The sequence below is a fragment of the Arenibaculum sp. genome, from assembly GCF_035998295.1.
Classification (GTDB): Bacteria; Pseudomonadota; Alphaproteobacteria; order Azospirillales; family Azospirillaceae; genus DASYHS01.
The window spans coordinates 24,494-36,835 of the sequence record NZ_DASYHS010000102.1; the positions used below are offsets into that span (position 1 = coordinate 24,494).

Below are 12,342 nucleotides of genomic sequence, written 5' to 3' on the forward strand. Positions count from 1 at the left end.
TCGGGAGGGTCCGGCCGGCGCGCTCAGGCGGCCATCGGGTCGAGCGGGAAGACCGGCCGGCGCACCTTGTCGAAGCGGAGCTGGCCGTAGTCAGAGGTGCACACGCCGGTGCCGGCGCACTCCACCACCGTGCGCGCGACGTGGCCGAGGCCGGCGCGCCAGTGGATGCGGCTCTTGAGCATCAGGAAGCGCTTCTGCATCGGGTCGATGCCGAGGCTGAGGAAGCAGTTCACGTCGTTCGGCTCCTGATGGCGCGAGACGAGGACGATCTCGACCTTCCCCGTATCGAGCACGACGGTCGGCCCCATGTCCATCAGCACGCCGGCCGCCATCGGCCCCTTGTTGCGGAACCGGCCGTCGGAGATCGTGCGCACCCGTCCCGTCACGCCCAGCGGCGGGCTTTCGACCGGCAGCATCGGCATCGCCATCTTGCCGCCGATCGACAGCGTGACCTCCGCCCCGATGCCGGCGGCGATCGCCTTGCGCACGGCGTCGGGGTCGAAGATCGCGAAGGCCGCCGCGTTCTCCAGCCCCTGGCGCAGGATCTCGCCCAGGACGGCGGTCGTGTCCATCGTCCCGCCCGAGGCCGCGTTGTCGTAATGGTCGAGCAGGACCACCGGGCCCTCGCCCGGGTCCTTGCCGGCGTCGCGGGCGCGGGCGACCGACTGCGCCAGCGGCTCCACCCGGTAGACGAAGTCCTCGCGCAGGTCCCAGGCCTGGCCGAGCAGCTCGTCGCGCAGCCGCTTCGCCTGTTCCGCGTCGCCGTCGGCCACCGTGACGACGCTGAGCCCGGCGTTGCGGATGTCGGCGTGCGGAAAGCCGACGAACAGGCTGGCGGCCAGCGCCCCGCCCGCCTCCATCTCCATCGCGCGCGCCTGCAGCCCGCGGTTCGGGTGGTCGGCCGTCCCCTGGCGCATCACGTGCGGCAGCATCGGGACGTTGCCCCAGGCCATCACCGGCCGCACCTCGCCCCTGATCGCGCGGACCAGGATGTCGGCCGCGCGCCAGCCGGTCTCGTACATGTCGACATGCGGATAGGTGTGGTAGCCGCAGACCACGGTCGCGTTGCCGACGATCTCGTCGTAGAGGTTGGCGTGCATGTCGAGCGAGACGCCGACCGGCGTCCGCGGGTCGAGTTCGCGGATGCGCGCGAGCAGCGCGCCCTCGCCGTCCTCCAGGCTGCGCGTCACCATCGCGCCGTGCAGGTCGAGCAGGATGCCGTCGAAGCCGCCCTTCGCGACCTGCTCGCAGATCGCGTCGGTGATGACGCGGTAGGCCTCGTCGTCGACCGGGCCGCTCGGCCAGGCGTCGGCGGCGACCGGCAGCACGATCTCCGCCCCCTCGCGCCCGGCGACGTCGATATAGGCCCCGGTCACGGTGCCGGTGCCGCGGTAGGCGGCGACCGCCTCGGCGCCCGCCAGCAGCGCCGGCCGGCCGCGGGCGAAGCGGGCGAGGTCGGTCGGCACGGGCGAGAAGGTGTTCGTCTCGTGCTTCATCATCGCGAGCAGCAGGCGCATGGCGTTCCTCCCGATCTGGCGTCTTCTTCCCGTTCAGCCTTCCGCCGGCGCGCAGCCGGGCTGCGGCAGGGGCCGGAAATTCGCGAAGTCCCAGCCGCGCCCCGGCGCCGACGCCAGGAGGGCGCGCGTGTACTCGTGACGCGGGGCGACCAGCACGTCGGCGGCCGTGCCGTACTCGACCACCTCGCCCTTGCGCATCACGGCGACGTCGTCGCAGATCTGGGCCGCGACGCGCAGGTCGTGGGTGATGAACAGCACCGCCAGGTCGAACCGGTCGCGGATGTCCTCCAGAAGGTCGAGCACCTGGGCCTGGACCGACACGTCGAGCGCCGAGACCGCCTCGTCGGCGACCAGCAGGTCGGGCTTCATCGCCAGCGCGCGGGCGATGGCGATGCGCTGGCGCTGGCCGCCGGAGAACTGGTGCGGGTAGCGGTCGACCGCGCCGGGCTCCAGCCCGACCAGTTCCAGCAGCCGCTTCGCCTCCTCCAGCGCCCGGGCCTTCGGCACGCCGAAATTCGTCGGCCCCTCGATCAGCGACTGGCCGACGGTGCGGCGCGGGTTCAGCGACCGGTACGGGTCCTGGAACACGATCTGGAAGCGCTGCCGCCGCTCGCGCAGGCGGCCGCGCGACAGCGCCGCGATGTCGGCGCCGTCGATCAGGATCCGGCCCTCGGTCGGGTCGATCAGCCGGACGATGCAGCGCGCGACCGTCGACTTGCCCGAGCCCGACTCGCCGACGACGCCCAGCGTCTCGCCCTTGCGCACGGTCAGGTTCACGTCCGTCGCCGCGCGGATCTCCCCGCCCTTCCCGAACAGCCCGCCGGTCCGGTAGACCTTGGCGAGGCCGTGCGTCTCCAGCACCAGCGGCCGGTCGGAACGCCGGCGCGCCGCGCGCGGCACCAGGCTCGGCACCGCCGAGATCAGCATGCGGGTATAGTCCTCGCGCGGCCGGCTCAGCACGTCGCCGACCGCCCCCGTCTCGACGACCCGCCCGTCCTGCATCACGGTGACGCGGTCGGCGATCTCGGCGACGACGCCGAAGTCATGGGTGATGAACAGCACGCCGGTGTCGTGCTTCTGCTGGATCTCGTCGATCAGCGCCAGGATCTGCTTCTGCGTCGTGACGTCCAGCGCCGTCGTCGGCTCGTCGGCGATCAGCAGCCGCGGCTCCATCACCAGCGCAATCGCGATCATGATGCGCTGGCGCTGGCCGCCCGACAGCTCGTGCGGGTACGCGGCGTGGATGCGGCGCGGATCGGGCAGGTGGACCTGGTCGAACATCTCCAGCACGCGCTCGCGCCGCTCGGCCGGGCCCATGCGGCTGTGGATCTTCAGCACCTCCTCGACCTGCCGGCCGACGCGGACGACGGGATTGAGCGCGGTCATCGGCTCCTGGAAGATCATGCCCATCCGCGTGCCGCGCAGCTCGCGCAGGCGGCGCTGCGAGGCCGCCGTCAGCTCCTCCCCCTCCAGCCGGATCGAGCCCGCGACGGGCACCAGCGTGCCGCGCGGCAGCAGGCCCATCACCGCCAGCGACGTCACGGACTTGCCCGAGCCGGACTCGCCGACCACGCACATCACCTCCTTGCGCCGGACCGTGAGGTCGATGCCGGAGACCGCGAACTCCCGGTCGCCGCCCCGGGGCAGGCGCACGGTCAGCCCGCGGACGCAGAGGACGGCGTCGCCGTCCTCGGGAACGGCGGCCGTCATCCCGTCCTCCTGACCAGCTTGGGATCGAGCGTGTCGCGCAGCCCGTCGCCGAGCATGTTGATGCTGAGCACGGTCACCGACAGCAGCAGGCCCGGGAACAGGATGATCGTGGGCGCGAGCTGGAAGTAGATCCGCCCCTCGGCGATGATGTTGCCCCAGGTCGGCGTCTCGGGCGAGATGCCGGCGCCGAGGAAGCTCAAGATCGCCTCGGTCAGGATCGCCGAGGCGCAGACATAGGTTCCCTGGACGATCAGCGGCGCCACCGTGTTGGGGGCGACGTGGCGCCATAAGATCAGCGGCAGCCGCGTCCCGGAGGCGATCGCCGCCTCGACGTAGGGCTCCTCGCGCACGCCGAGCACGATGCTGCGCACCAGGCGCACGACGCGCGGGATCTCGGGGATCGTGATCGCGACCAGCACCGTGGTGAGGGTGGCGCCCGAAAGCGCCACCAGCGCGATCGCGAGCAGGATGTTCGGTATCGCCATCAGCCCGTCCATCACCCGCATCACCAGCGCGTCGACGAGGCGGAAATACCCGGCTGCGAGGCCGATCAGCAGCCCGGCCGCCACGCTCGTCACGGCGGCGCCGATCCCGACCGCGAGCGAGATGCGGGCGCCGTGCAGCGCGCGCGACAGCAGGTCGCGCCCGAAGGCGTCGGTCCCGAACGGGTAGTTGGCGGACGGAGGCTTCAGGCGGTTGGCCGGGGCGATCGCGGTCGGGTCGGCGGGAGCCAGCATCGGGGCCAGCACGGCCACCAGCACCACGAGCAGGAACAGCGCGCCGCCGATCGCGACCGCGGTGTTGCCGCTGAGACGGCCCCAGACCAGCCGGAGGGCGGACGGCCCCGGCGCCGGCAGCGGGCGGCCTTCGGCGAGGTTGGTCATCAGTAGCGGATCCTGGGGTCGAGGAAGGTGTAGAGGACGTCGATCACGAGGTTCACCAGCAGGTAGATCCCCGAGAACAGCAGGATCACCCCCTGGATGACCGGATAGTCGCGCGCAAGCACGGCGTCGACCGTGAGCCGGCCGAGCCCCGGCAGGTTGAACACGCTCTCGGTCACCACCACGCCGCTGATCAGCAGGGCGACGCCGATGCCGATCACGGTCACGATCGGCACGGCGGCGTTCCTGAGCGCATGCCCGAACAGCACCGCCGCCTCGCCCAGCCCCTTGGCCCGCGCGGTGCGGACGTAGTCCTCGTTCAGCACCTCCAGCAGGCTGGTGCGCGTGATCCGCGCGATCAGCGCGATGTAGATCAGGCTGAGCGTGATCGTCGGCAGGATCAGCCGTTCGAGGAACGGCCAGAAGCCGCCGTCGATGCTCCGGTAGCCCTGGACCGGCAGCACGCCGAGCTTCATCGCGAACAGGTAGATCCAGACATAGCCGACGACGAAGACCGGGACCGAGAACCCGACCACCGAGACCGTCATCACCGCGCGGTCGATCCAGGAGCCGTGCCGCCAGGCGGCGAGCGTGCCGAGCGGCACGGCGACCAGGATCGCGAAGACGATGGTGGTCGTGGCCAGCGCCAGCGTCGGCTCGAAGCGCTGCGCGATCATCCCCGCCACCGGCACGTTCGACAGGATCGAGATGCCGAGATCGCCCTGGAGCAGCCGGCCCATCCAGGTGAAGAACTGGACGAGCAGCGGCTCGTTGAGGCCGAGCCGCTCCCGGATCGCCGCGATCTGCTCCGGGGTCGCCGTGTCGCCCGCGATGATCGCGGCCGGGTCCCCCGGGGTCAGCCTCAACAGCAGGAAGATGATGATCGCGACCATCACCATCACGGGGATGGCCGCGAACACGCGCCGTGCCACGTAGCCGAGCATCTGCCGCTACGCCGGTCAGTTCTTCTCGACGTTCCAGAAGAACGGCGCCGGCCCGGCGAGCAGCCCGGTCAGGTTGTCGCGATAGGCGGTCATCGTGTAGTACTGGCCGATCGGCGCGTACATCACGTAGTCGTAGGCCAGCTTCTGGATCTCCTCCGCCAGCCGCTTCTGCTCCGCGGGATCGCGGGTGCGGGCGAACTGGTCGCGCAGCGTCTCGATCTCCTGGTTCTCGGGCCAGCCGAACCAGCTGCCCTCGCGCCCGGACGCGATCAGGGGCGCGTTCGCGACCGGGTTCAGGATGTCGGCGCCGACCCAGTTCGTGATGAACAGGTTCCAGCCGCCGTCGGCCGGCGGTTCCTGGCTGGCGCGGCGCGAAACCAGCGTCTGCCAGTCCATCGCCTGCAGGTCGACGTTGAAGCCGGCGCGGCGCAGCAGGTCGGCGGCGACCGTCGGCTGGGTCGACAGCGTCGCGACGTCGGTCGGGTGCATCAGCACGACCGGCGTGTTGTCGTAGCCGGCCTCCTGGAGCAGCTGGCGCGCCCGGTCGGCGTCGGACGTCATGACCGGTTCGGAGCCGACGTCGGTCGCGAGCGGCGTGCCGCAGACGAACATCGCCCCGCACAACTCGTAGTATTCCGGATCGCCGATCATCGCCGCCATGAAGTCTTCCTGGTTGATGGCGTATGCCAGCGCCTGGCGGATCTTCTGGTTGTCGAAGGGCGGATGCAGGAAGTTCGGCCGGATGATCGACTGGAAGCCCAGCAGGTTGAAGTTCTCGACCGCGATCCCGTCGCCGCTTTCCAGGATCGGCAGCAGGTCGGTCGGCGGCTGCTCGATGTAGTCGATCTCGCCGTTCATCAGGGCGTTCACCGCCGTCATGTGGTCGGGCATCTTGACCCATTCGACGCGGTCGACCTTGACCACCTTGCCGCCGGCGGCCCAGCTCGGCGGCTCGTCGCGCGGGACGTAGTCCTCGTTCTTGACGTAGACGGCCTTGACGCCGGGCTGGAACTCCTCGGGCACCCATTTGAACGGGCCCGAGCCGATCTGCTCGGGGATCGGCTGGTCGGCCGGCGTCTCGGCCAGCCGCTTGGGCATGATGAAGGGGACGTTGGAGCTGGGCTTGGCCAGCGATTCCAGCACGAGGCCGTAGGGCTCGCGCAGCACCAGCCGGAAGGTGTCGTCGTCGACTGCCTCCAGCGTCTCGGTGAAGCTCATCAGCTTCTGGCCCATGCCGTCGCGCTCGCCCCAGCGCTTGAGCGAAGCGACGACGTCCTCGGACGTGACCGGGCTGCCGTCGTGGAACTTCAGCCCTTCGCGCAGCGTGAAGGTATAGGTGAGCCCGTCTTCCGAGGTCTCCCAGCTATCGACCATCTGCGGCTGAACCTGGACGTTCTCGTCCATCGCGAACAGCGTGTCGAAGATCATGTAGCCGTGGTTGCGCGACATGTAGGCGGTGGTCAGGATCGGGTCGAGGACGCGCAGGTCGGAGTGCAGGACCGCCGTGACCGTCGTCTCCTGGGCCCACGCGGTCGCCGCGCCGCCCATGGCGAAGCCGAGGGAGGCCGCCGTGACGGCGCCGACCGCTACTCCGGTCCTCATCACGCTGCCGATAAAGCTCATCGTCTCACCCCTTCGTCGTTGAACGCTCACCCTGTTCCGCGTCCCCGGGGTCGATGGGAATGAACCGCTGCACGGCGTGCCGTGGCCCTAGTCTCTTTTCACTCCCGCCGGTCCCGGGAATCCTTTGACTTAAAGATTCGTTAAGCTAACGATGTATTACCCAGGCGGGTCGGTCAAGCAATGAATGCAACGCATCTCACGGCTGATCCGATCGGAAAGGAGTACCGCCGCCGCCGCCCGCGGCGGACGACGAGAGGAGGAACGGATGCCGGAAGCGGACCTGACCAGCCGCCTGCGCGACGAGGTCGACCGCGGCTTCGAACGCCAGGTCGAGTTCCTCCGGGAGTTCGTGCGCATCCCGAGCCTGCGCGGATGCGAGGCGCCGGCCCAGGACTTCATGGCGCGGGCGCTGCGCGAGCGGGGCTATGCGGTCGACGAATGGACGATCGACCCCGACGACATCTGCCACCTCCCGGGCTTCTCGCCCGTCGCGGTCGACTACGGCCAGGCCAGGACCGTCGTCGGCAGCCACCGGCCCGATCGGGTCCGGGGCCGGTCGCTGATCCTGCAGGGCCATTGCGACGTCGTGCCCGAAGGACCCCGCGCCATGTGGACCCGGCCGCCCTTCGAGCCGGCTATCGACGGCGGCTGGATGTACGGGCGCGGCGCCGGGGACATGAAGGCGGGCACGGTCGCGGCCCTCTTCGCCCTCGACGCGATCGCCCGGCTCGGCCTGGAGCCCGCGGCCACGGTCCATTTCCAGTCGGTGATCGAGGAGGAGAGCACCGGCAACGGCGCGCTGTCGACGCTGCAGCGCGGCTACCGCGCGGAGTGCTGCCTGATCCCCGAGCCGACCGCCCACAGCCTGATCCGCGCCCAAGTCGGCGTGCTGTGGTTCCGCATCCGCGTCCGCGGGCGGCCCGTCCACGTCGCCCAGGCCGGCACCGGCGCGAACGCGATCCGGGCGACCGCGCCGTTGATCGAGGCGCTGGACGCGCTGGAGCGGCGCTGGAACGAGCGCGCACGCGCGCATCCGCAGTTCGGCGCGATGGAGCATCCCGTGAACTTCAACCCCGGCAGGATCCGGGGCGGCGACTGGGCATCCAGCGTCCCGGCGTGGTGCGAGCTCGACTGCCGGATCGCGATCCTGCCGGGCTGGCCGATCGCCGAGGCCCAGGCGGAGGTCGAGGCCGCGGTCCGCGAGGCGTCGTCCGCGCACCCGTTCCTGCGCGAGAACCCGCCCGAGATCGAGTGGAACGGCTTCCTCGCCGACGGCTACGTGCTGGAGGACGCCGCCGACCAGGAACGCGCGCTGGCCGCCGCGCACCGTGCCGTCCTCGGCGCGCCGATGGGCGAGATCCTGGCCACCGGGCTCAACGACACGCGCTTCTACGGGCTCTACCACGGCATCCCCGGCCTGTGCTGGGGACCGGTGGCCGAGAACATCCACGGCTTCGACGAACGGGTGGATCTGGAATCGATCCGCCGCTGCACCCAGGTGCTGGCCCTGTTCGTCGCGGACTGGTGCGGGGTGCAGGAACGCCCGGCCCGGCCGGCACCCTAGGTCGCGCCGCCCCAGGTCGCCCCGCCGAGCCGCTCGACCAGCAGGTCCGCGACGACGCGCACGGACGGGAGCTGGCCGCGGCGGTGCGGCATCAGCAGCGTCGTCGTCACGCCGCCCGCCGTCCAGGACGCCAGCAGCCGGACCAGGGCGCCCGTCCGGACGTGCGGGCCGCAGAGCTTGGCCGGCAGGCAGGCGATGCCCAGCCCGGCACGGGCCGCCTCCATCAGCACCACGCTCTCGTCGGCATGGAAGCGCGGCGCCGGCGACACCTCGACCGTCCGCCCTTCCCCGTCGGCCAGGCGCCAGCGCCCGTCGGCCGACGAGACCATGAGGCCGTCCATCGCCGCGACCTCCGAAGGGTGCGACGGGGTTCCCGCCCGCCCGACATAATCGGGGGACGCGACGAGCCAGCTATGCTCGAAGCCGATGCGCCGCTGCACGAGGCCGGAGTCCGGCAACGGCCCGAAATGGTCCCGGATCGCGATGTCGAAGCCGTCCCGCACGACGTCGACGAAGCGGTCCGTCGCGTGCAGCTCGATGCGGATCTTGGGATAGGCGTCGGCGATGCGCGGCAGCAGGCCGGCCAGGGAGAGCTGCGCGGTCGGCACGGACGCGGTGATCCGGACCGTCCCGCTCGGCTCGGCGAGCCGGCCCTTGATGACGTTCTCGGCGGCTTCCGCCTCGATCAGCATCGCAGACGCGTGCCGGTAGAAGTCCTGGCCAAGCTCGGTGACGGCGAAGCTGCGCGACGTCCGGTGGATCAGCCGCACCCCCGCCACCCGCTCGAGCTCCAGCACGCGCTTGCTGAGCGTCGATTTCGGCACGTTGAGCTTGCGGCTCGCGGCGGCGAAGCCGCCATGGTCGACGACCTGCACAAACACATGGAGGTCATTCAGGTTCAGCATCGATACGTCGTCCCCATGCGTGGACGATAGATCTACGGCATGCCGGCTACAGCCGCAACGTCCACAAGCGTATCTCCTCATCGGCGCCGATGCGGCGCGAAGCAGCGAGGAGGAAGGAAGCCATGCGCTATGAAGGCACGAACGCGGTAGTGATCGGCGGCACCCACGGCATGGGTCTCGCCACGGCGAAGATGCTGGTCGAGGGCGGCGCCAAGGTCCTCGTGACCGGCCGCAACGGCAAGAACGTGGAGGATGCCAGGCGCGAGCTGGGCACCGAGGCGCATGTCGTCCGCTCCGACGCGTCGGACATGAGCGACATCGCGCTGCTGGCAGCCGTGGTCGGCCAGAAGCTCGGCCGGATCGACTTCCTCCACGTCAATGTCGGGGTCGCCGAGCTGGAGCCGTTCGAGCAGGTGACCGAGGCCTCCTACGACCGCCAGTTCAACGTCAACACCAAGGGCGCCTTCTTCACGGTGCAGCGCCTGTCCCCGCTGATCAGGGACGGCGGCTCGATCGTCATGACGTCCTCGGTCGCGGACGAGGGCGGCGAGGCGGGCATGAGCGTCTACAGCGCGACCAAGGCGGCGCTCGTCTCCTTCGCCTCCGGCTTCGCGGTCGAGCTCCTGGGCCGCGGGATCCGCGTCAATGTCGTGAGCCCCGGCTTCATCAAGACCCCCACCAAGGGCGTCGCCGGGCTTTCGGCCGAGGAGCGCGAGGCCTTTGAGAAAATCGGCAACGAGGTGACGCCGATGAAGCGCCACGGCACGCCCGAGGAGGTCGCGCGCGCCGTGCTGTTCCTCGCCTTCGAGGCGACCTTCACCACCGGCGCCAAGCTCGCCGTCGACGGCGGCCTCGGCCAGAAGATCGCGGCCCCCCAATAGGATCGGCACCGCCGCGGGGCCCCCGCCCCGCGCCTTGCGAAGGACCGGACATGAACCCCGAACCCGACCGGGGCCGCGGCGTGCCCGCGCCCAAAGCCGGCAGGCGCGAGTGGTGGGGCCTCGCGGCTCTCGCCCTGCCCTGCCTGCTCTATTCCATGGACCTGACCGTCCTCAACCTGGCGGTCCCCCACATCACCGCCGACCTGCGACCGACGGGCGCGCAGCTGCTGTGGATCGTGGACGTCTACGGCTTCCTGCTCGCGGGCGCGCTGATCGCGATGGGCGCCGTCGGCGACCGGATCGGGCGGCGCCGCCTGCTGATGCTGGGCGCGCTCGCCTTCGGCGGGGCGTCGGTCTTCGCGGCTTTCGCGACGAGCCCGGAGATGCTGATCGCCGCGCGCGCGCTGCTGGGCCTGGCGGCCGCCACGCTGGCCCCCTCGACCCTGTCGCTGATCCGCACCATGTTCCGCGACGACCGGCAGCGCAGCTTCGCGATCGGCATCTGGATCGCCAGCTTCTCCGCCGGCGGGGCCGTCGGCCCGCTGGTCGGCGGCTTGCTGCTCGACCATTTTTGGTGGGGTTCCGTCTTCCTCGTCGCCGTGCCCGTCATGGCGGCATTGCTGGCCGTAGGGCCGTTCCTGCTGCCCGAATACCGGGACCCGTCCGGCGCGCGCACGGACTTCGTCGGCGCGGCGCTGTCGGTCCTGGCCGTGCTCGCGGCCGTCTACGGCATCAAGCACGCGGCGGCGGCCGGAATCGACCCGTCATCGATCGCGGCGCTCGCGGCGGCGGCCGTGCTCGGGGCCGCGTTCGTGCGGCGCCAGGGACGGATCGAGGCTCCCCTCGTCGATCTCGGCCTGTTCCGCAGCCCGGGCTTCGCCGTCTCCCTGCTGGTCAACCTGCTGGGCTTCTTCATGGCCTTCGGCACGCTCCTGTTCCTGGCGCAGCATCTCCAGCTCGTGCTCGGGATGCGGCCCTTCGAGGCCGGGCTCTGGACCTTGCCGTCGGCGGCCGGCTTCGTCGCGGGCTCGTTCGTCGCCCCGATGCTGGCCTCCTCCCGGCACCCGGCCGACGTCATGGCGCTCGGCCTCGTCGCGGCGGCGGCGGGCTTCGCCGCGCTGGCGTGGTCCGCATCGCAGGGCACGTTCGCGGCCCTGGTCGCGGGGTCGTTCCTGCTGTCGATAGGGCTGGCGCCGGTATTCACGCTGGCGACCGACCTGGTCGTGGGCGCGGCCCCCGCCCATGGGGCGGGCGCCGCCGCCGCGGTCGCCGAGACCAGTTCCGAACTCGGCGGCGCGCTCGGCATCGCCGTCCTCGGCACCGTCGCGATCGCGGTCTACCGCGGCCGCGTGGCGGAAGCGCTGCCCGCGGGGCTGGCGGCCGACACCCTCGCCGCCGCCAGGGAAGGCGTCGGCCCGGCCTTGGAGGCGGCGGCGTCCCTCGCGGGCGGACACGCCGCGTCCCTTGCCGCCGCCGCCAGGGATGCCTTCGCGGCGGCCTTCGCTACGACCTCCCTGCTCTGCGTCGCGGTCTCGCTCGCCGCGGCCTGCGTCGCCCTCGCCCTGCGGCGGGTCAGGGCGGGGACCGCACATTGAGCCGCGTGCTCCCGGCCACCTCAGCCCCGCTCGCCGTAGAGCCGGCGGAAGCCGTCGGTCACCTTCGCGACGAAGCCGGAGTCGCGGTCGCGCCAGTAGCGCGGGTCGCGCATCATGCGCTGCAAGTCGCCCTCCGTCTCCCCGGACGCCGACGTCTCCGGCCGCAGCGCCGCCGGTTCGCCCGCCGTCATCAGGCGATGCAGCGCCAGCACGCCCTCGTAGCTGCCCGACAGGCTCTCGACCGCGTCCGGCGGCAGGTTGCGCCGCGCCCAGGCGAGGATCTGGCGCGAGTTCTCCCGCCATCCCTCATCGCCGCCGAAATGATCGACCAGGCGCTGCAGGTCGCGCTCGGCCGCCATCTCGGTGGCGATCTCGCCGATGGTCGGGACGAGCCGCTCCGCCGCGAGGTCGTAGACGAGCTGCACCTGTTCCGGGGTGAAGCCGGCGGCGTGCAGGCGGCCGTTGATCTCCGTGTCCGGCTCGAACAGGCCGTGACTGCAGTCGACGCAGTAGCTTTCGGCCGTGTCGGGCACGCCGAGCCGGCGCAGCAGCGCCGTGCGGTCGTCCCCGTCCGGCTGCCGCGCTTCGAGTTCCAGATACGCCGCCAGCAGCGCGTCGACGCGGACGGCGCCGGTCTCGGGGTCCAGGAACCGTTCGGGGACCTGCACCGGGGGAGCATCCGGCGGGGAAGCATTGGGATCGGTCATGATACGTCTCCTCCT

At 71.2% G+C, this 12,342-nt stretch carries 9 protein-coding genes and 1 pseudogene; 3 read left to right on the top strand and 7 right to left on the bottom strand.

Annotated features, from left to right (window positions below):
- Positions 1–23: 23 nt before the first annotated feature.
- From VGO20_RS11080 to VGO20_RS11100, 5 genes are read right to left on the bottom strand one after another with little or no spacing between them, the layout of a single operon-like run.
- Positions 24–1,517 carry a M81 family metallopeptidase gene (locus VGO20_RS11080; RefSeq protein WP_327502400.1) on the bottom strand — a complete coding sequence of 498 codons (1,494 nt, stop codon included), beginning with the start codon at positions 1,515–1,517 and terminating at the stop codon, positions 24–26.
- 33 nt (positions 1,518–1,550) lie between these two features.
- Positions 1,551–3,227, bottom strand: a complete 1,677-nt coding sequence (locus VGO20_RS11085; RefSeq protein ID WP_327502401.1) for an ABC transporter ATP-binding protein — start codon at positions 3,225–3,227, stop codon at positions 1,551–1,553.
- The gene (locus VGO20_RS11090) at positions 3,224–4,111 is read right to left on the bottom strand and encodes an ABC transporter permease (RefSeq protein WP_327502402.1); all 888 of its coding nucleotides are present in this window, start codon (positions 4,109–4,111) and stop codon (positions 3,224–3,226) included. The genes VGO20_RS11085 and VGO20_RS11090 overlap by 4 nt, the downstream gene beginning before the upstream one ends.
- A complete protein-coding gene (locus tag VGO20_RS11095; protein ID WP_327502403.1) occupies positions 4,111–5,052 on the bottom strand; it encodes an ABC transporter permease in 942 nt (313 codons plus the stop codon). The genes VGO20_RS11090 and VGO20_RS11095 overlap by 1 nt, the downstream gene beginning before the upstream one ends.
- 15 nt (positions 5,053–5,067) lie before the next feature.
- Positions 5,068–6,675 (bottom strand): ABC transporter substrate-binding protein, encoded by a 1,608-nt coding sequence (locus VGO20_RS11100; RefSeq protein ID WP_327502404.1) that lies wholly within the window; start codon positions 6,673–6,675, stop codon positions 5,068–5,070.
- Positions 6,676–6,940: 265 nt separating this feature from the next.
- Here VGO20_RS11100 and VGO20_RS11105 point away from each other — a divergent pair, with 265 nt between their 5' ends.
- Positions 6,941–8,239: an ArgE/DapE family deacylase gene (locus tag VGO20_RS11105; RefSeq protein WP_327502405.1), complete on the top strand. Its 1,299-nt coding sequence runs from the start codon at positions 6,941–6,943 to the stop codon at positions 8,237–8,239.
- On the opposite strand, the gene VGO20_RS11110 is transcribed toward VGO20_RS11105, so the two are convergent.
- Positions 8,236–9,144: a LysR substrate-binding domain-containing protein gene (locus VGO20_RS11110; RefSeq protein WP_327502406.1), complete on the bottom strand. Its 909-nt coding sequence runs from the start codon at positions 9,142–9,144 to the stop codon at positions 8,236–8,238. The two genes, VGO20_RS11105 and VGO20_RS11110, sit on opposite strands and share 4 nt — an antisense overlap.
- 122 nt (positions 9,145–9,266) lie before the next feature.
- Between VGO20_RS11110 and VGO20_RS11115 the strand changes: the two genes are divergently transcribed.
- Positions 9,267–10,025, top strand: coding sequence for an SDR family oxidoreductase (locus VGO20_RS11115; protein ID WP_327502407.1), 759 nt, complete (start codon positions 9,267–9,269; stop codon positions 10,023–10,025).
- Between the two features lie 50 nt (positions 10,026–10,075).
- Positions 10,076–11,604 (top strand): annotated as a pseudogene (locus VGO20_RS11120) (MFS transporter); the annotation flags it as partial.
- A 36-nt stretch (positions 11,605–11,640) separates the two neighbouring features.
- On the opposite strand, the gene VGO20_RS11125 reads toward VGO20_RS11120, so the two are convergent.
- Positions 11,641–12,327 carry a capsid assembly protein gene (locus VGO20_RS11125; RefSeq protein ID WP_327502410.1) on the bottom strand — a complete coding sequence of 229 codons (687 nt, stop codon included), beginning with the start codon at positions 12,325–12,327 and terminating at the stop codon, positions 11,641–11,643.
- Positions 12,328–12,342: the final 15 nt, after the last annotated feature.